15 protein-coding genes are annotated in these 20,490 nt (G+C 46.7%); 11 read left to right on the forward strand and 4 right to left on the reverse strand.

What is annotated here, in order from left to right; translation table 11 throughout:
• The first annotated feature begins 8 nt into the window (after positions 1–8).
• From ACGHZ6_RS04995 to ACGHZ6_RS05005, 3 genes are all read left to right on the forward strand, one after another.
• Positions 9–1,781, forward strand: a complete 1,773-nt coding sequence (locus tag ACGHZ6_RS04995) for an acyl-CoA dehydrogenase C-terminal domain-containing protein (RefSeq protein ID WP_390617712.1) — start codon at positions 9–11, stop codon at positions 1,779–1,781.
• Positions 1,782–1,808: 27 nt separating this feature from the next.
• Positions 1,809–2,936, forward strand: a complete 1,128-nt coding sequence (locus ACGHZ6_RS05000; protein WP_390617713.1) for an NAD(P)H-dependent flavin oxidoreductase — start codon at positions 1,809–1,811, stop codon at positions 2,934–2,936.
• A 150-nt stretch (positions 2,937–3,086) separates the two neighbouring features.
• Entirely contained in the window at positions 3,087–3,764 is a 678-nt protein-coding gene (locus ACGHZ6_RS05005) for a PaaI family thioesterase (protein WP_390617714.1), read from the forward strand.
• Between the two features lie 48 nt (positions 3,765–3,812).
• On the opposite strand, the gene ACGHZ6_RS05010 is transcribed toward ACGHZ6_RS05005, so the two are convergent.
• Positions 3,813–4,817 carry an AraC family transcriptional regulator gene (locus tag ACGHZ6_RS05010; protein ID WP_390617715.1) on the reverse strand — a complete coding sequence of 335 codons (1,005 nt, stop codon included), beginning with the start codon at positions 4,815–4,817 and terminating at the stop codon, positions 3,813–3,815.
• 201 nt (positions 4,818–5,018) lie between these two features.
• Here ACGHZ6_RS05010 and ACGHZ6_RS05015 point away from each other — a divergent pair, with 201 nt between their 5' ends.
• On the forward strand, positions 5,019–7,223 hold the full coding sequence (locus tag ACGHZ6_RS05015; RefSeq protein WP_390617716.1) for a TonB-dependent receptor: 2,205 nt from the start codon (positions 5,019–5,021) through the stop codon (positions 7,221–7,223).
• 9 nt (positions 7,224–7,232) lie between these two features.
• Positions 7,233–8,414: a saccharopine dehydrogenase family protein gene (locus ACGHZ6_RS05020; protein ID WP_390617717.1), complete on the forward strand. Its 1,182-nt coding sequence runs from the start codon at positions 7,233–7,235 to the stop codon at positions 8,412–8,414.
• Positions 8,415–8,685: 271 nt separating this feature from the next.
• Here the strand turns inward: ACGHZ6_RS05020 and ACGHZ6_RS05025 are convergent, their stop codons facing one another.
• Positions 8,686–10,941 carry a N,N-dimethylformamidase beta subunit family domain-containing protein gene (locus ACGHZ6_RS05025; RefSeq protein ID WP_390617718.1) on the reverse strand — a complete coding sequence of 752 codons (2,256 nt, stop codon included), beginning with the start codon at positions 10,939–10,941 and terminating at the stop codon, positions 8,686–8,688.
• A 148-nt stretch (positions 10,942–11,089) separates the two neighbouring features.
• Between ACGHZ6_RS05025 and ACGHZ6_RS05030 the strand changes: the two genes are divergently transcribed.
• Complete coding sequence (locus tag ACGHZ6_RS05030) at positions 11,090–12,004, forward strand: LysR family transcriptional regulator (protein WP_390617719.1); 915 nt, start codon at positions 11,090–11,092, stop codon at positions 12,002–12,004.
• 69 nt (positions 12,005–12,073) lie between these two features.
• Here ACGHZ6_RS05030 and ACGHZ6_RS05035 read toward each other — a convergent pair whose 3' ends face one another.
• On the reverse strand, positions 12,074–13,246 hold the full coding sequence (locus tag ACGHZ6_RS05035) for a lipid-transfer protein (RefSeq protein ID WP_390617720.1): 1,173 nt from the start codon (positions 13,244–13,246) through the stop codon (positions 12,074–12,076).
• 229 nt (positions 13,247–13,475) lie between these two features.
• Between ACGHZ6_RS05035 and ACGHZ6_RS05040 the strand changes: the two genes are divergently transcribed.
• The 5 genes from ACGHZ6_RS05040 (at position 13,476) to ACGHZ6_RS05060 (ending at position 19,118) form a co-directional block, all read left to right on the forward strand.
• The gene (locus tag ACGHZ6_RS05040; RefSeq protein ID WP_390617721.1) at positions 13,476–14,498 is read left to right on the forward strand and encodes an AraC family transcriptional regulator; all 1,023 of its coding nucleotides are present in this window, start codon (positions 13,476–13,478) and stop codon (positions 14,496–14,498) included.
• Between the two features lie 150 nt (positions 14,499–14,648).
• On the forward strand, positions 14,649–15,563 hold the full coding sequence (locus ACGHZ6_RS05045) for an SDR family oxidoreductase (protein ID WP_390617722.1): 915 nt from the start codon (positions 14,649–14,651) through the stop codon (positions 15,561–15,563).
• Between the two features lie 8 nt (positions 15,564–15,571).
• Positions 15,572–17,374, forward strand: a complete 1,803-nt coding sequence (locus ACGHZ6_RS05050) for a long-chain-acyl-CoA synthetase (protein ID WP_390617723.1) — start codon at positions 15,572–15,574, stop codon at positions 17,372–17,374.
• 30 nt (positions 17,375–17,404) lie between these two features.
• Positions 17,405–18,190 carry an enoyl-CoA hydratase/isomerase family protein gene (locus ACGHZ6_RS05055; RefSeq protein WP_390617724.1) on the forward strand — a complete coding sequence of 262 codons (786 nt, stop codon included), beginning with the start codon at positions 17,405–17,407 and terminating at the stop codon, positions 18,188–18,190.
• Positions 18,191–18,335: 145 nt separating this feature from the next.
• On the forward strand, positions 18,336–19,118 hold the full coding sequence (locus ACGHZ6_RS05060; protein WP_390617725.1) for a hypothetical protein: 783 nt from the start codon (positions 18,336–18,338) through the stop codon (positions 19,116–19,118).
• Positions 19,119–19,367: 249 nt separating this feature from the next.
• Here the strand turns inward: ACGHZ6_RS05060 and ACGHZ6_RS05065 are convergent, their stop codons facing one another.
• Entirely contained in the window at positions 19,368–20,387 is a 1,020-nt protein-coding gene (locus ACGHZ6_RS05065; RefSeq protein WP_390617726.1) for a fatty acid desaturase family protein, read from the reverse strand.
• Between the last annotated feature and the right edge of the window lie 103 nt (positions 20,388–20,490).

A 20,490-nucleotide genomic window follows, 5' to 3' on the forward strand; every position in this document is an offset into this window, starting at 1 on the left:
GTATTCACATGTTTGAATATAAAGCCCCGTTGCGGGATGTTCGTTTTGTATTGGATGAGTTGCTGGAATGCGATAAGCATTACCAATCGCTACCGGGGGGTGATGATATTACCCCTGAGTTACGCGAAGCGATTTTTAATGAAGCGGCAAAATTTTCTGAGCAGGTATTGGCGCCTATTCGTCGTAGTGGTGATGAAGAGGGTTGTACCTGGCATGAAAGCGGCGTCACAACACCCACCGGTTTTAGTGAGGCCTACGATCAATACGTTGAAGGTGGCTGGCCCAGTTTAAGTATGCCGACTGAGTTCGGCGGCCAGGGTCTTCCGTTGTCTGTAGATTTGGTGTGTGGTGAATTTTCCGGCCAGGCTAACCAGGCCTGGGCTATGTACCCGGGGTTGTCTGCCGGTTGTCGTATGACAATCAGTGCTCACGGCAGTGATGAGCAAAAGCAAACCTACTTGCCAAAAATGGTATCAGGTTTGTGGACCGGCACCATGTGCTTAACCGAACCCCAGTGTGGTAGTGATTTAAGCTTCCTGAAAACCCGCGCCGCTCCCAATGCCGATGGCAGCTATGCCATTACCGGTACCAAGATCTTTATCAGTGCCGGTGAGCATGATATGTCAGAGAACATTGTTCACTTGGTCTTGGCCAGAACGCCAGATGCACCTGCAGGTACCAAAGGCATCTCTTTGTTTATTGTGCCCAAGTTTAATCCAACGGCGAATGGCGAAGCAGGCGAGCGTAATCAAGTTAACTGCGGCTCACTCGAGCACAAAATGGGTATTCACGCCAATGCCACCTGTGTGATGAACTTTGATGGCGCCACGGGCTATCTGATTGGTGAGCTTAACCGCGGTTTGCACTGCATGTTTACCTTTATGAACACTGCGCGTATTGGTACGGCTTCGCAGGGCATGAACCATGCAGAAGTGGCGCTACAAGGTGCAATGGGTTACGCCCATGAGCGTGAAGCTGGTCGTTCACTCACCGGTGTTAAAGCACCAGAGCGCCCGGCAGATCCTCTGATTGTTCATCCTGATGTACGTCGCATGTTGTTAACCATCCGTGCCTTTGCAGAAGGTGGTCGTGCTTTTGCCCATTACCTGGCGCAACTGTCTGACCATGAAATGCGCTCCGAGGGTGACAAGCAACAACAGGCTGCTGATTTACTTTCCTTCCTGACGCCGATTGCCAAAGGCTTTATGACCGAGACCGGTTTGGAAGCCGCCAACCTGGGTATGCAGGTGTACGGTGGTCACGGATTCATTCGTGAGTGGGGTATGGAGCAAAACGTGCGTGATGCACGCATTGCGACACTCTATGAAGGTACTACCGGTATTCAATCTCTCGATCTGTTAGGCCGCAAAGTCATGGCGGATGCCGGCCAGAAGTACAAAGAGCTGGTTGAGATGATCAAGTGGGATTGCGAAACCATGGACGATGAGTTTTCCGGCCCGCTGTTGGAAAAACTTGAAGAGTGGCAAAACCTCACCACCATTGTGGGTGAGAAAGCCATGGCGAATCTGGATGAGTTAGGCGCATCGGCTGTGGATTACATGATGTACAGCGGCTACGTGATCTTTGCCTGGTTATGGGGCCGTATGGGGACTATAGCCAAAGACAAGCAGGCGCAGGAAAGTTTCTACACAATGAAACTCACCACAGCACAGTTCTACTTTAGCAAGATCTTGCCGCGCACACTAACCCATAAAGCCTGTGTTGAAGCGGGGATAGCTTCGATTATGACAATGGAAGATCAGGACTTCCGTTTGTATTAATGATGAAAATGACCAGAGGTGATACCTATGTATACAGAGCTATGTAAGAAACTTGATATCGATGTTCCCATTTTTGCATTCACCCATTGTCGTGATGTTGTTGTTGAAGTAAGCAAGGCGGGTGGTATCGGTGTTTTTGGTGCTGCATTTGTCAACAGCCTGGAGGAACTCAAAGAAGAGTTAGACTGGATTGATGCCCACATCGGTGACCATATCTATGGCTTCGATATTGTTATTCCCAATAACGCGGTAGGCCAGGGCAGTGGCATGTCTGCGGCAGAGCAGGAAAACAAGTTGTGGGAGATGATTCCGCAAGAGCATACCGACTTCACCAATAAAATGATTGATGAACACGGTGTGCCCCAGTGGCATGACGACTCACGCCCACCCATGGGCGCGTGGACCATGGAGCAGGTGATGCCCATGCTGGAGGATGCCTTAAAGCGCCCCAAGTGTAAGGTGATTGTTAACGCCTTGGGTACACCGCCAGACCATGTCACTAAAATGGTTCAGGACAGCGGACGTTTAATCGGTGCACTTACCGGAACTAAAAAACACGCTAAGGCACATAAAGAAGCCGGTTTAGACTTTATCGTTGCTAACGGCAGTGAGGGTGGTGGCCACTGTGGTGAAATTGGCAGTATTGTCTGCTGGCCAGAATTGGTTGATGCCGTTGCGCCTATGCCCGTTATTGCTGCCGGTGGTATTGGTAACGGCAGACAAATGCTGGCTGCCATGGGCATGGGCGCTGCGGGTGTGTGGACGGGTTCTTTATGGTTAACCGTAGAAGAAGCCCATGCACAGATGGCTCAAAAAGAGTCTTACCTGAAAGCGGAATCAACCGATGCGGTTACCACCAAATCCTGGACTGGTAAAAACTGTCGTCTGCTGCGTAACGACTGGTCAGAAGCCTGGAAAGATCCCGCTAACCCTGATCCACTGCCGTTCCCACTGCAGTTGTTGTTAACCTCAGACCTAAGAAGACGTAGTGCCATGTACGCTTCTGCCGGTGATACCCAAAAGATTGCCGACAATGGCTGCGGTCAGGTTATCGGTCAGATCAATGAAATTGAATCCTGTCGAGGTGTTGTTTCCAGACTGATTGGCGAGTACGTCGATGCTCTGGAAGCGCTCAATGGCTTAATGCCAGAGTAATAACCGCTGAACCATTTTTGGCAGTCTGTGTAAGGAAAAAGTGTAAACGCTTTTTTGGGACACAAGAGGCCAAGTTAATATCTTTCAATAGACTGCCAGCCTCTGCTTCCTATCGTGGAGCAGGGGCCTTTTTATATTGCAGGCCTCGTTATGAATACATCTTTCACGCCCCCCGAATCCTTCCATTATATGGATACCATGCGCAAAACGGATGCTACACCATCGTCAGCGCAGGAAAAACGCAGACAAATGGCCACAGCCATGCAAAAGCTAATCAATAAAGTGGCCCGCATGCAGGCCAGTGAAGCAGAAATGGCTCGTTATGTAGAAGCGATTGAAGATTTATCAGAATGCATCGCTGACCATGACAAATTCGACAGTGTTGAAGTGTTTAAACAGCTTTATCAAGGTAAAGCCAGTGTTGACGAATTCTACCTGGATATTGATAGTGGTGTGCTATTCGGAAAAGCGTCCCCTGTGGGTTTTCCAATGGAGCTAAATGTAATTAACGATAAGGTCGTTGGCACGGCGACAATTCCCGTAGCGTTTCAAGGCCCGCCTCAGCGCGTGCATGGTGGAATTGTTGCCGCCGTATTTGATATTTTACTCTCCAGAACACAAGGCCTATGTGATTTTTTGGGGTTTACTGCCGATCTGCAGGTAAGCTACAAAAGTGCCGTACCTTTGGATACCCCCCTGCAGCTCGAAGCTTGGGTTGAGTATGTGGATGAACGCAAACTGCGTAATGCCGGACATATCCTGGTGGATGGGAAGATAGTGGCAACTGCGCAAGGCTTGTGGGTAAAACCTAAGCAAGGTTTTATTTGATAGCTAACAAATACATTCCTTAATGTTTCTTATTAATACGAATATTGATTATTTTAAATGTGACTTTTTATATTGACGAGGACTAACCCCCGTCATTCGACGGAAACTGTGATTAAAACTTGCTGATTCTGAAAAACCAAGATTCTGTGCGATTAAAGCAATAGGCGAGTCGGTTTCTAACAGTGCTTGTTTGGCCAGCTCAATTCTCAAGTTATCTCTAATTTCTCTAAAAGATGTCTGGTTGTCTTTCAGCATCTTTTGAAGCTTTCTCGATGACATATTTAGTTTCTTTGAAACGTTGATTATGTCGGCGTCTCCCTGAGCTAGTTGGCTCATTATCATAAGGCGGACACTGCTCACAAAGTTCTCTTCGTTTATTATATTGTGCAGAAGGCTTTCTGCGTTCTCTCGCAATATGGAGAGGAGGTGTAAATCTGCGTGAGCGTATTGTATGTCTAGAATTGAAGAGTCAAAAAATATTTGATTAACAGGCATTTCGAAGTGAATGTTCTTGCCAAATATTTTCTGGTAGTTTTTTAGAGGGCCCTTCATAGGATGTTGAAAGTGAGTTTCTTCGGGCGTCCAACTTGTTCCTATTCTTTCTCTGAATAAGACGACAAGACCTGTCAGTGTGGATTCTACTTCATGTTGTGCAGAAACATCAGTTGATAATAAGAGCCTGTATATTAACGAACTATTGCGCTCATTTTCCTGATATTCAATAACGGATGCTTGCGTCAGTGTAGACCAATAGCGTTCCGCGTTTTGGCACAACTCTCTAAGGGTTCTTGCATTTTTTACTAAATAGCCGAAAAGACCAAGCACTTCCAAAGGCAGAGATTCTGTTATGTGAATGCCTAGCAGGGGATCATTAGTAATGTCCGAAAGCTTATTTAAAAGGATGAGATAGTTCTCGAAGCTTACTAAATGGCTGTTGCTCTTAACCCTGTACTGAGGGAGCAGTTCATCAAGAATATCTGGCTTGAGCCCATATTTCTCAAGGGCCGTGTACATCCATTCAATATCGGATAAAGGGCTTGTCCGTATCATCATCTCGCATCTATCTAGGGTTATTTGTGCGCGTATTATCAATTACTGTGCGCGTAAAAGCAATAAATATAGGCCTAAGAGGTCTAATCTTGTGCATGAGAAATGCTTCCACCGACCAGTTTGAGTCATATACATACAAATAATAACTAGATAAATCCAATGCCCGAGGCCTGGGTTTACTCAATAGTATTGAGGAGATGCACCATGAAAAAATTTACCCCACGTATTTTAAGCCTAGCTTGTTCTTTGGCTGCAACGGGCTATATGTCGCATGCAAGCGCAGAAGGATTCATGATTGAGGAGGTTGTGGTTACTGCTCAACGGCGTGCCGAGTCTTTAGAGGATGTGCCAATTGCTGTGTCGGCTTTTTCTGGCCAGGACTTGCAACGTGCTGGTATGGATGATGCATCAGACCTGGTGGGGTTAACCCCAGGATTTAACGGTAATGTGGTTTCCTCCTCTCAGCCTATTTTAACCATGCGTGGTGTTGGTAGTAATGATTTCACAATTGGTAATGATCCAGCTCTTGGTGTGTACGTCGATGAGGTGTATGTCGGTCGCTCGGCTGGCTCGGTCGTTAACTTGTTTGATGCTGCTCAAGTTGAAGTGCTGAAAGGCCCTCAAGGTACTCTTTTTGGCCGCAATACAACGGCAGGTGCAATTAGTATCACCAGGGCGCAGCCAGAGGCAGAGCGATCTGGGAGTGTAGAGCTTCGTGTGGGTAATCATGGGTATCAAGAAGCCCGATTTATCTTTAATGATGAGTTGACTGAAAATACCTTTGCCAGAATTGGTGTACTTGATCAGCGTCGCGATGGTTTTGTCTCAGAAGATGTCAGCGGTAAAGACATGCTCGATACCAATATGAGCGCTATAAAAGCTGCCATCAGGCACGAGGGCGACAGGTTTGATTATACGGTTACTGTCGACTGGTCTGAGGATGATCAGGATGCTGCCGTGTATCGAACGCTGTTGGATCTTGGTTCTGGTTTTGTTAAGGAAAAGCATGCGGTTTCAGATATTGCCGATGAGCAAGGTAGTAAGCGGGAGGTCATGAGTGTAACGGGTAAAGGGCATTTCCAGTTAAGTGATGATTATGAACTGACCTCAATATCTTCTTGGAGAAAGTACGATCTTGAGTATTTGGAAGATACAGATGCTACCCCAATGCGCTTGCTCCATTTTGGCGTGGAAGAGACTAGTGAGATTTTCAGTCAGGAATTTAGATTAAATGCTACTGGCGAAAATGTTGATTGGTTTGTTGGCTTGTCGATCTCCTATGAGGATGTTGAGGCCACCGGTTCTGTAGATTATTCGGAAGAAGTTTTGTGTATCCTGCAATTAGGGGCTACCTGTGAAGTTGCTTTAGGAGCCCCTGGCTTTGTCGGTTCGAATGTTACTGAACTTAATTCTGCAGAGGGAGAGTACTGGAACTACGCCATCTTTGGTGATGTTAAGTTTGCAGTAGGTGATCATACTAATGTTACTGTGGGTTTGCGTTATTCATATGATGATAAGGAAATGGATGTCAGTAACCCTATTCCTGCTAATGCTGTTGTCGCTCCTAGCTTGTATGGATTAAGTCTGTTGCCAAATCAGAATATATTCCTGGTTGAAACGGCTGGAACCGAATCTAACAGTGATACCTGGAGTCAATTCCAGCCACGTTTTGTTATCGATCACAGTCTTAATGCGGATACTCTGGTTTATGCGTCTGCATCGATGGGTTACAAGTCCGGTGGTTTTAATATTCTTGTTCCTGCGGCAGGTAGTTTTGAGCCGGAAGAGATGCTGTCCTATGAGATTGGTGTAAAAGGTAGCCTGATGGATCGCCGTCTTGTTTACGATGCAGCTATTTTCCATTATGTATATGACGAACTGCAGGTGCAGGTTATCGATGTTGTCAGTATTACCCGTAATGCGGCTGAAGCAAAAGGTTATGGCTTTGAATCTAGCCTGCGCTTTAAAGCGACTGAACGACTATCTGTTTCTTCCACATTGGCCTATTTAGATGCGGAGTATGACACCTTTGTGGTATCTGGCACTGAAGACTTCACCGGTAATGACCTGGCGAGATCTCCAGAATACACTGCCAGTGTAAATCTTTCTTATGATCTTCCTTTGGGAGATAGCCATCTTATCAACTTCAATCTCACAGCCGTATATACCGATGATCAGTACCTTCTTGCATCCAATGCAGAAGAAAGTTTGCAAGAGGATTACACGACAGTTGATGTAGAGGCGACGTTGATCTCATCCGATGAGTCATATTTCGTATCGTTGTTTGTTAATAATTTAGAAGATGTAAATTATATCAATCAGACTCAGATGATTAACGATTTTGGTTTGGCATTGGTTCAAGATGCGTCACCAAGATATTACGGTCTGCGTGCAGGCTACAATTTCTAAGAGGTAATTATGAAGATTTTAGCGTTGGGGGGCTGTGGCCAACAAGGTCGCTATGCGATTAAAGCTTTGTTACAGCATGAGGTGGTTTCAAAGATTGTCATTGCTGATATTGATATTGCTAAAGCTCAGCAATTTACATCTGAGTTGAATGATTTAAGGGTTGAATGCTTGCAGTTAGATGTAACGGATAGCTCGGCACTTATCAATCAGATGCGTTTGGTGGATGTTGTTGCAAATTTTGTTGGACCTTTCTTTCGGTATGCAGAGGCTGTGGTCTCTGCAGCTATCGAGGCGGGCATCAATTATGTCGATATTTGTGATGATACAAAGCCAACCATAGAACTGATGGATAAATATCATGAGGCAGCAAAGGCAAAAGGTATCACCATTTTGATGGGGATGGGGGCAAGCCCAGGCATGCTGAATGTCTTTGCAAAATACGCTGCCAATAATATGGATTCTGTTAAAGATATTCGTATTTTCTGGAATGTTTCTGTCAATGATATTGAAACAGATATTGTTGCAAGCCTGGATAATGCAGCAATTTTTGAACATGGCTTAGAGATTGTTAGCGGTGATGTTCCACAATTTATCGATGGTAAGATCCAGTATGTACCCGCTGGCAGTGGTATGGAAGAGGTCGAGTTCCCGAACCTGGGTAAGCAGAAGGTTTATTATGTTGCCCACCCAGAGCCTGTGACGCTATGTCGGTATATTGCCGCTGAAAATATCACAAACCAGGGCGGGACCCTGGGAATGGATGATCTGTTACTCGGTTTAAGAGAACTGGGTTTAACAGGTGATCACAGTATTACTGTCAAGGGTAATTCTTATAAGGCTTCAGATTTAGGGCTTTCGGTTATGGCCAGTATTGCTGAGCACAGTGATCCCATTCCAACCTCAATAGCTCCAGAAGGGTCTGATTCCTTTGTGGAGGTAACTGGCTTTAAAGACGGAAATCCTTTGCAAATTTCTATCAGCCATAAGTCAAATTATGCCTTACCCAGAATGGATGAGGGCACAGGCATTGCAGCAGCAGTTGGTATCTTGATGATGGGGCAAGGGAAGATAGATATACATGGCGTTCATGCCCCAGAGGGTTGTGTAGATCCCCTACAGTTTTTTGAAGGTATTAATGCTCATGGAATAACCGTTCATGAGCGTCGAGTCCAAGTTAGCCAGCTCAACTGATGTTTAAACAAATAGGCTAGATCAAGGTTCTTTAATGGAAATATAAAGTAACCAGTATTTAGTACCAGACTCTCTATTGTTGCCCACTCGTTGGTGCAACCTTTGCCTGCTTTATGCAGGCTTTTTATTGGCTTGAGCTTTATAAATCTTTATTGAATATTTAGATAGAAAAGGCAATCAACTTTTAATTGATTGCCTAGATAGTATTTAGGTGAGCTGTTTAATAGGGGGGAAGATGGTAGGGATATTATTGCAACCCCTACCAGCTTTTTTAGCTTACGTTGGGCAGTTCAAAAGGGGTAGAGTCTATAAATCGATTGATTACATTTTGGGTCATAATGGAAACGTCATTTTCGTAGTTATTATGACTTAAACTTCCACACCAGGTCATAGAACCGACCGTAAACATAGCCCCGCCATTGGGCGTTTCAAAGAACGCCACCTCGGCATAAATCAACGGTTTGTATGCCTCAAGAGGGTATGTCATATTCATTTCTTCAAGAACATAGAGCATCCCTGGACCATGATTCTCTGATCTTGCTAATACAATGGTATGTGGTGGTGTTCCGTAAGCTGGGTTTGTATGATCAATCTCCTCTCCAGCTGCGCCACCAAAGATGCCGTAGTCGCCGATAATCTCATTACTGACACCTTCAAGAATAAATCCAGCACGGGATTCTCTCGCTTCATCCAGAACCCTGTAGTATGAAGGGCCATAGCCTTGTGCAACAAACCCTACGCCGAACAGTTGTTGTGGTGGCCTGCCATTTTCTTTCCACAGGGCACCTTGCTCGCCAGAAAACGCCATAACCACTTCACCAATTTCTGACTTCCAAGGACAGGTACCTACGCGTCCTCGGCGTACTTCAATAACACCAGGTAACTCTTTGTGCACTGCAGAACGCCAGTAGAAACCGTTGCCTCCCATATACATAAATCTGCCACCTTGATCCATGTAAGCTTGTATAGCATCCATATGCTCTGTGGTTGGGTATTCAGGGTGGTTGCCGGTCATAATTACATGATAATTGCTCAACAGGTCTATGCCTTCTTCCTGCAAAAGATCATCTGTAATAATGTCGTAATCGATGTTCTTCTTTTCAAGCCAATCGACAAACAAAAGGTCTGCACAAAACGTCCAAAGTGTTGTTTTGGGGCGCATATTCAGAATTGGACGCAGCCAGGATGAATGGTGCACGGGGCTGCCGTCGCTGTGGAGATCGTAAGTGGAACGGCCAACCTCATAGTTATCACACATTTCTGTGTCATATACGTCAATGCCTGGTGAGCCCATAAACTTGTGAGACGTATGTTTGTCTGCTCCAACCATATTCCGTAAGTTTTCCATTAAGTGATTATTGGCATAGGCCATATACGTGAATGTAGGCACTAGAAACGCTAATTTGGCTTGAGGTTTATCTCGCTTAGCGGCAACAAAGAAGGGCAAGTACTCTTCAGTCTCACCTTGTCGCAGGCGCATGGCATAGATGCCGCTTTTGAGATCGTCATCAACGTGGTAAGTAAAGTCTGTTTCCCAGCCGCAGTCATATAGATCGTCATCATGGAAATGAATGGCGTTGTACTGGGAGGGGCAGTGTTTCCAATCGTGGTATTCACCGTTCCAGTTTGAGGCTTTGACCGCTCGAACAGGCAAATTGTAGGTTTTTCCATGCAGGCGGTTGACTGAGAGATCGCTTATGGTAGTAGTTCCTATACCTTTAGTGAAGTCCCAGTCGGCTTCTAACCAGGCATTTAATTCTGGTGACCTGACTCCATTATTCGCAGCGATAACCTCTTCGTCATTGAGAATACAGCTATAAATGTAGGGTTCTTCCAGACGGCCGCTGTAACACAAGCCGGGACGAATTCTCCCGGACGTTAAATTACCAGAATAGGCTGCCGCCATTATAAAGGGGGCGGCGGTATGATTCAGTTCGTGAGATAAAGCGCCTTCGGCTTCCCAATGTAGTTTTTTTCCAACAGACTGGAAGCTTGATTGGACGATTTGAGACCAATAAATCTGCACTGTATTTTTTGATGTATCAACTTTGAGCGTTGCTTGAACCCATTCATTGTATGGCACAACCTGGTCAATACTAATTTTAAGGCTCTTGCCATGGCTACTCGAAACAAAGCTCATATAGCCATTTTCATCTAATTGCACTCCCCAGCCTTCTTGCTCAGCTTCATTCCAGCGACCAAGCAGTTGCTGTTTACTAAAACCCGGCAGTGTTGATTTAAAGCGAAAAGAGAGCGTAAATGAGCTGAGGTTATCTAAGGCAGAGCTATCATCTATAGCAATATAAGACCCGGGAGCTATTTCTTGCTGCTGTGATGGGTATTGCCCGTTAACCTGGGCATTTATGAGTTCTTCCTTAAAATTAGATGAGGTAGATTGGCTGTCAGCGTTAATTAGACGAACTAATTGCGCTTCGTAGTTTCCTTTTATTTGTGAGCTGACTTTGAAGTCGATCGATTCTCCAGGACGAACCGTCAAACGATCAGTATAACCAAGTAAAGATTTCATAACTGTTTCCTATATTTTACTTAATGACCAACATCCCATGCTGTCATGTTGCCTCTCTAGTAAAAATCTGAAATAGTCGGCTTGTTACGTCGGCTTTGCCGAACTAATGCTTGGCACTAAATCACATTAGTTAAGAATAGTTATCATTATGAATTATGCGCTGCAAAAATTGCCCGATGATATCGATATTCGGCTTCTTCGTATTTACGTTGTGATCGTCGAATCAGAAGGTATTGCGGCTGCTGAGTCCCGATTAAACCTAGCCAGATCAACCATAAGTGGACATTTATCTGAGCTTGAAAATCGATTAGGCGTCCAATTGTGTCGCCGTGGGCGATCGGGGTTTAAATTGTTACCGGCAGGTGAGGTGGTATATAAATCAGCAAAAGACCTTTTATACCATTTAGAAATATTTAAACGAGATATTAGTGGGTTAAACGATAATCTTGCCGGCTATTTTCGTATTGCAGTTATTGAAGGATTAGGGTTTTGTAAATCGCATAGCCTCTTAACGCACTGCCTTGAAAAATTATCAAAACAGGCCCCGAAAGTCATTCAGGAAGTTTATACCGCCGGGAGTGTAGATATTATTGAGGGCGTACGAAAAGAAGACTTTGATATAGGAATTGGAGTGATTTCGGAACGTCAAGTGGAATTTAGTTATCAACTTTTAGAGGAGGAGCCTTTAGAGGTGTATTGCATTAAGGGGCACCCTCTAGCTGATCAATCCAGGCAATTCACGCTAAAAGACTTAACCAAAGAATCCTGGGCTGTATGGAATTCTCTGTATGTTCGAAACGTTGAAAGTGAATTAATCAATATCAATGCTCGCGCTTTATTCGATTCCTTTGAACAAGGTGTCATGTTTGCTAATACAGGTGAATATATTGTTTTATTACCCCGTCGTTGGGTTGATCAATATCCATTAGCTAAAGATCTTGTTGCTTTACCCGTAGAAGATTTATATAGAACTATGCCCATAGAAATGTTTTATCGGGAAAACTCCAGTCGTCGAGCTATAAACAAGATGTTTACTCAAGCCCTGTCCTCGGTATCGAGCTGATTTTTCTAGTTAGGATTGTGTCGGAAGTCTCCCTAAAACATCGCTGTTTTAGGGAGACTTCGTATTACTCTATAGCGATTTGTACAGCGTCACCACTGCGGCACCGCCCAGCCCCAGGTTATGCTGTAATCCAACCTGGGCTCCGTCTACCTGACGATCACCAGCGCTTCCCTGTAACTGATGGAACAACTCAAAACACTGCGCTAAACCAGTCGCACCAATCGGGTGGCCTTTTGACATCAAACCGCCGGACGGGTTGACGACAAATTTTCCGCCGTAGGTGTTGTCCCCGCGTTCGATAAAGGCGGTTGCTTCACCTTCGTCACACAGGCCAAGACCTTCGTAGGTGATCACTTCGTTGGTGGCAAAACAATCGTGCAGTTCAACCACATCAATGGAATCGGGGCCAAGGCCGGCTTGTTCGTAAACGCTTTGTGCAGCGCGCTGGGTCATGCCGTAACCCACATTCATCATTGGGTCTTGCCAGGATTCCTTGGTGTCGGTTGTCATCGCCTGGCCGATAATTTCTACGCCTTTAGATAGGCCATGCTTTTTGGCGAACGCAGGGCTAACAATCACGGCAGCCGCAGCGCCGCAGGAAGGCGGGCAAGCCATAAAGCGGGTAAGATAGTCACCCCAGATAACCGGCGCAGCAGAAACCTCTGCTTCGCTAATAGCTTTGGTAAACAATGAGTAAGGGTTACGAATGGCATGGCTGCGGTTTTTAACGGCAATCTTGGCAAAGATATCGGCGCTGGCACCGTACTTTTGCATATAGTGACTACCGGCGGCACCAAAGCAGCGCAGGGCTGGAGGGCCAGGCGGTGCATCGAATGTTTGCAGCACGTCAAAGAAACGTATCATCGGGTTTTCCCGGTCTTCCCAGGTTGCACCTAACGCACCGGGTTGCATTTCTTCAAAGCCGAAGGCAACAACACAATCTATTTCGCCACTGGCTACTGCCTGGCGCGCCATAAATAATGCGGTTGAGCCAGAGGCACAGTTGTTGTTGACATTAATCACCGGGATGCCGGTTTGGAACGCATCATATAAGGCATGTTGGCCACAGGTGCTATCGCCCATTACGTAGGAGGCGTAGGCTTGTTGAATATGCTCCGGTTTCAGGCCTGCATTGTTGATGGCGCCTTGTATGGCCTTGGCGGCCATGACCCGATAGGGTTGCTGCTCGCCGGGTTTGACAAATTTAACCATGTCTACACCGGCTACAATAGCGGATGCCATATGTCTTTCCTCAGTAATTATCTCGTAATACGTGAGCTTGCGAGAAATATACGGTAGGGTGAATGTTGATTTCCTTCCTCCTGCTTAGCCATAACTATCATTACTATTGCCAGTCTTATTCTTTGGCATTTCACTCGCTTCTACTTTGTATAAAACGCTAGATGGCTGTGCTAGGATTTAGCTCTGGCAGGGTGTCAAAGAGATTGTCGAAGAGAGCGGAAGTGTCTTTATGTCAGTGACAACGAATAGTCATTTTGTACGCGCCGTACTGAGAAACTCAGAAGCTTTGGGTATAGACCCTGAAGTGATTCTGGAGCAAATTGGTATTCCGCAGAATGTGCTGGACCCCGAAAATACAGAGGCCCGCATTCCTACCGAGCTGTACGCGGCTTTGGTACGTCAGATCTGGGAGCTGTCAGGAGATGAAGCCTTTGGTTTAACCAGCCGTCAATGTAGCTCAGGGCATTTCGAACTGATGATTCGTTATGTGATCCACTTTGAGACGCTCGAAGCGGTTATGCGCGAAGCCTGCCGTTTTTATCGCACGGTGCGTGAAGACTTTCACTTTCGTCTCGATTATGAGGAATACCGCTTGGGTTTTTTGCTGGAGTTAACCGAACCCGATCGTGATGTCGATCACTTTCTTTCCGGTTTGATGCTGGTCACTATGCATCGGTTTTTCTGTTGGGTGACCGGCAAGCGTATTCCTTTGCTGGAATCGACCTTCTCTTTTCCCAAGCCACAATATGCAGAAGCCTATGATGAATTACTGCCCGGCGATTGCAGTTTTGATCGGGATTATGACGGCTTTTATATCGATAAAAGTTGGCTGAATCAGCCTATTGCGAAAACCTGGCAAGACTCGAAATCTTTTTTACATAATACGCCCTTTGGTTTTATTGATATTCCCGGTAAAGACGACAGCATGAGTGCGACCTTAAAGGGCATACTGCTGTCTGAGCATAAGAAGGGTAACGGTTTCCCCGATTTAAATACGATTGCCAGCCGCCTGTGTATTACCGAGCAAACGGTTAGGCGTCGATTATTAAAAGAAGATACCAATTTCCAGCATATCAAAAATGACATGCGACGCGATATTGCGATTGATCGATTAACTCACAGCGATCAGCCCATTGCCGATATAGGTTTCCAATTGGGTTTTGTCGAAGCCTCTTCCTTTACCCGCGCTTTCCAACAGTGGACCGGGGTAAATCCCACCGACTTCCGCGAAAATCTTAAGAAAGATCAATAACCTGGATCACTTGGCCTGATCATTCAGTCAGCAACGATAATGGGTGAATGTTTTGGCTAAGCTGAAGGTGCGATCTTAACATTCCATAGATTCCGCCCTTGCTCCAAAGTTAGTGTCGTGACTAAGCACGATATCAGCCGTTTGGAGTGAATGATGGAAAACACGCAACTATCCTTTAAAGACCGTGTGGTGGTCGTAACCGGTGCTGGCGGCAGCCTTGGGCGCTGTTACGCTTTATCCTTTGCCGAGCGCGGCGCCAAGGTTGTGGTAAATGACCTGGGTGGTACTGCTAAAGGCAGCGGCGAGAGCTCATCGGCAGCGGATGCGGTAGTCGCCGAAATTAAGGCGAATGGCGGTGAGGCGGTTGCGAATTATGATTCCGTCGAAAATGGCGAAGCGATTATTAAAACCGCCATCGAGGCTTTTGGCCGTGTAGACGTACTGGTCAATAACGCCGGCATTCTGCGTGATAGCAGCTTCAAAAAAATGACCAATGAGGATTGGGACTTAATTCATAAAGTCCATGTTGACGGTGCGTTTAACCTGACTAAAGCAGCTTGGCCGCATATGTTGGAACAACAGTACGGTCGTATTATTAACACCTCTTCGGCGGCAGGCCTTTACGGCAACTTTGGCCAGGCAAACTACGGCGCGGCTAAACTGGGCTTACTGGGGCTGACCAATACCCTGGCGATTGAAGGTCAAAAACATAACGTATTTACCAATGCCATTGCCCCAGCGGCGGCTTCGCGTATGACCGAAGCCCTTTTCCCGGAGGCGGTGATCAAAGGTATGAAGCCTGAATTAATTGCCCCTCTGGTTGTCAGCCTGTGTGCCGAAACCAGTCAGGAAAACGGTTCTATTTTTGAAGTCGGTGCCGGTTGGATCGGTAAACTGCGTTGGCAGCGTTCGGCGGGTGTGAGTTTTAACCCACAGGAAGAACTGACTGCTGAGGCTGTTGCCGAGCGTTGGGCTGATATCTGTGACTTTACTGAATACGATACACCTGCCAATGCCATGGAATCCAGCGCGCCAATGATGCGTAACCTCGGCATCAAGATGTAGGGGGCGAGATGGGCATTAACACTTTTTTTAGTGATCTCAGTATTGCGATTGCCGCCAAGACAGCCAAACAACCTAAAGATTCTGATATTGGCTCTATGGCACTACAGCTTCAGCAGCACGCTGCGCAAACACCGCAGAAGACTGCCTTAATCTGTGAAGGTGAGGAAATCACCTGGCAGGGATTAAATGACCGTGCCAACCGTGTGGCACAGCGGTTGTCTGAATTGGGTATCGGTGAAGGCGATTGTGTCAGCCTGTTTATGCAAAACCGTATCGATTTTGTTGCTTGTGCTATAGGCATTAATAAAATCGGTGCCGTGTCGGGCATGATCAATACCAATCTGATTAAAAAACCACTGATCCACTGTATCAATCTGATTAAATCTACAAAGTGCATTTTTGGTGAAGAGCTACTCGAACCCTTGTCAGAATGTATTGACGATCTGGATTTAAACGCAGGCCAGGATTATCTGTTTGTAAAAGATAGCGGCAAACAGAGGGCGCCAGAGTGGGCCATTACGCTGGATACCCAGGATGCATCTATTCAAGCAAGTAACCCTGCCAAGGTGGATTCCATCACTCATGGCGACTTGGCGATGTATGTTTTTACCTCCGGTACCACCGGTTTGCCAAAAGCCGCCATTGTCACCAACCGCCGTATTTTATCCACAGGGCGTTTGTCGGCACAGTACCTGGCCAAGCTGGATGCCGATGACAGAATGTATAACTGTCTGCCGTTATTCCATGGCACCGGTATGGTTGTAGGCTTGTCCGCGGCATTTTTGGTGGGCTGTGCTACGGTTATTCGTCGTCGCTTATCCATCAGTGCCTTCTGGGAAGATATTCGTGAGTACCAATGTACCTCGTTTGTTTATGTGGGTGAGTTTATTCGTTACCTGCTTTCCGCACCTGCCTCGGCCAAGGATTCTGATAATCCCATTCGCAGTATTGTGGGTAATGGTTTGCGTCCGGATATTTGGCCAACCTTTAAAGAACGCTTTGGTATTGAACGTATCGGTGAATTCTACGGCGGCAGTGAAGGCAACAGTGGTTTTGCCAATGTGTTTAATCGTGACTGTACCGTTGGTTGCGCGCTGAGCCCGGTAAAACTGGTGCGCTATGACGTAGCCGCTGATGAGATCGTTTACGATGCCAAGGGCCATTGTATTGAGGTGAAAGACGGTGAGCCAGGGCTGTTACTGATTGAGATCAGTGATAAAGCCCGCTTTGAAGGTTATACCAACAGCGATGCCTCCAATTCCAAAATTATCCGCAATGCGTTTAAACAAGGGGATGCCTACTTTAACAGCGGCGATTTGCTGAAAACCATTGATGTTGGTTTTACCTTATTCCAAAAACACTATCAGTTTGTGGATAGGGTAGGTGATACCTTCCGTTGGAAAAGCGAAAACGTTTCGACCAATGAGGTGGGCGATATTATCAGCAACTTTGATGATATTTTGTTTGCCAATGTCTACGGGGTGGAAATTCCCAAAACCGATGGTCGAGCCGGTATGGCTGCCATTGTACTTAATGAAGGCAAGGATATATCGAAACTCGATATCCAGGCGTTAAGCGAGCATATTTGTGAAAGCCTACCTGCTTATGCTCGCCCTATCTTTATTCGCATTCTGAAAGAGTTGCCTTCAACCGCAACCCACAAATTACAAAAGGGTGATTTGCGTGAACACGCTTATCACCTCGATAAGGTGGAAGACAAACTCTTGGTAATGAAACCCAATGAGCGTTGTTATACCCCACTTGATCGGGAATTTTACGACCAGATTATGCAAGGCGCTGCCGCTTACTAAGCGCGATAGCCGTTACTTGAGATGAGCATTATGAAAGATTATCAAACGCTTCAATACCGTGAAAAAGAAGGTGTGGCTACCATTACCTTTAATCGCCCCGAAGTGTCCAACTCAATCAACAAACAACTGCAGATTGATTTATTAGCGGCGATTGAGCAGGTGTGTGCAGATGATGCTGTTCGGGTTGTTGTATTGACCGGTGCGGGTAAAAATTTCTGCGCGGGCTTCGACCTTAACGAGCGTCTGACCAACCCCGATGATACCGCTACCTATCTGCTGGATAATTACACCAAGCCGATTATTAGTGCTATCTACAATGCCGAGAAACCGTTTATCTGTGCCATTAATGGTTCAGCCGCAGGTGTCTCTAGCGCACTGGCGATGACCTGCGACCTGATCACCATGGCGGACAATGCCTACATCTACCAGGCGTTTAGCACCCTGTCACTGATTCCAGATGGCGGTGCCTGTTGGCATCTGGTACAGCAGCTCGGCTATCGTCGCGCCTATGAAATGGTCATTGAAGCCGAAAAAATGCCTGCACAACAGTGCCTGGAGTTGGGCTTGGTTAACCGCGTCCTGCCTGCCGATCAACTGGTGGCTCGCACCGAAGAGTGGGCGTTAGAGCTTGCCAAGAAAGCGCCGCTGACATTGCGTTACACCAAAGAGGCCATGCATCAGGCGTTACTGACCGATCTGATGTCGACTGTGGATATCGAAGGCAAGATTCAGGATGTGGTTATGCAAAGCCGTGATGTGCAGGAAGGTTTTACGGCGTTTTTTGAGAAACGTGCACCCGTGTTTACTGGCAAGTAGCAGTTTACTGTTATTGCTTCCCTAGTTATCTCTACAGACTCTCTCTTGGGCGGCTTCGGTCGCCTTTTTTAGTTTTAGTCCTATCTTGACGCTAGATCAGTTACAATTCCGGGGACATAAAATAGTTCCGGACTCCTTTTTCTCAATGAAACCCAAACACCTGATCGTAAATCTGTTATTGGCCACTGAAGAACCCATAAGTGCTCATATTCTGGTTGGTGTTTGTCAGTTATTTGGTATTACTCCTAATAATGCCCGCGTAACGCTTGCGCGTCTTACGGCGGACAATATGGTGGATGTCCCTCAACGGGGTTTTTATCAGTTGGGGCAAACCGCGGAACCTTTGGCCGAAGCCCTGGCGGATTGGCGCGAGAAAGAAGCCACGACCTGTGAATGGAACCAGGATTGGATTGGTGTGTTTATTGGTGCGTTGGGGCGTACCGATAGGACAGGTTTACGCCGGCGCATGCGGGTGTTGAATCTGGCGGGCTTTGAGGAATTGGAGCAGGGGTTGTTTATTCGCCCCAATAATCTTAAAGGCGGGGTAAGTGCTTTACGTACCCGTTTGTACCATTTTGGCCTGGAAGAGAAGGCGCGAGTGTTTTCGCTGGGTGATTTGTCGGATGCTGAGCAAAAGCAGGCTATAGGCCTGTGGGATGTGGATGCGTTGATGGCGACTTATCAACAGGACTGTGACGAGATGCTCGATTGGCTTGCCGGTATGGATGCATTAACGCTGGAAGAGGCGGCCAGGCAATCGTTTGTGATGGGTGATGCGGTCTTGCGTCGTGTTGCTTATGACCCTATGTTGCCTGCTGAGATGATTGATGTGGCGTTGCGGGCTAAGCGGGTTGAGATCATGGTTGAGTATGATCGGGTGGGGAAGACGTTTTTTTATGAGTTGTATCGGAGTTTGAGTGAGGCTTAGTTTTCTTTATTACCTATTGTTCAAGTACTGAATTCGTACCTAAAGACACTGGATTCCCGCCTGCGCGGGAATGACGCTGTAGAGAATACTTATTGTTATTTTAAGCTCGTGTTCTTAACTACTTTGGAATGACATTGTAGAAAATCATCACTAAAGCTAATTAATGTCATCCCCGCGCAGGCGGGGAGAGTCTGCCCCGCGAACGCAGTGAGCGCTTTGGGTATCCAGTGTCTTTCCTTCAATCTCGCACTAAGCCGGTTTAGTAGACACCAACTTCATCACATCCCAATACGTCGGCGGCACCGGCACTGCATTTTTCTCCCTCAACAACTTATGCAACCTCGGCAACTGCCAACTCGGTACTGACGCCAAGGCATGGTGCTCAATGTGGTAATTCACATAGAAAGGCGCCACAAAGGCACGGGCCAGAAAACCGGCTTTGGTTGAGCGAGTATTCTTCAACATATCCGGGCACATTTCTGTCATAGCGTGTTCAGCCAGGGCACGAATACGAATAAAGGCGTAGTAGGGCACCAGGTACGCGACAATCCAGGCCAGGAACAATTCCGGATGGCCAATAGCGTAGAGCAAGGCAAACAGGGCGCCGTTGGTTACCAGTGTCGGCCAGGATGCTTTAAAAAATGTCACCACATAATCCATAAAGCTGCGGCCGTTGCGGGGTAGTTTTTCTATATCTGTCGCTACGGTCCACTTTAGTACGCCGGCATGCATCAGCACTAAGCCAAACATTGCTTTAATGCCGGTAATACCGGTTAGGTCGCGCGCAAATTTACGCACCAGCGAAGCTCGCGTGGTAGGGAAGCCACGCACCAGCGAGTAGTCAATATCTTCTTCGGTACCGGTTTTGGCGTGGTGAATAAAGTGGTGCTTGCGGTACTTGTGGATCTCCACATAGATGGGGTGGCCACAGAGCCAGTTGGTCAGGTTGTCGTTTAGCCACACGTTGTTAAACAGTGAACGGTGGGAGGCTTCGTGCATCAAAATGGCCATACCCAGTTGGCGTCCGGCGATAACAGCAATGGCAAAGATAATGGTGGGAATGGCAATCCATAGCGGTTGGGTTTGTGCCCAGACGATGGCGGCCATGGCTATAGCGACTACAGCCCAAACAGACACGATAGCCCACCAGCCTCGCAGGTCGGATTTCCTGTGCAGGTCGGCAACCGTCTCTTTACCCAGCAATTCGGTGAGTTTCTTGCGGGCAGCCTGCCGCTGCAGGCCTTCTTCATCAAAAGGGGCGCTGTTCATATTTCTCTCTCTCAGGTTACGGTTTGATCAAGATATTACATAAAAAGTCATAATGCAATAAAATATGTAATTTCAGGAGTGAGGAAGATAGATCGTCAGGCAC

Origin of the sequence: Maricurvus nonylphenolicus (genome assembly GCF_042854845.1) — a bacterium.
Classification (GTDB): Bacteria; Pseudomonadota; Gammaproteobacteria; order Pseudomonadales; family Cellvibrionaceae; genus Maricurvus; species Maricurvus nonylphenolicus.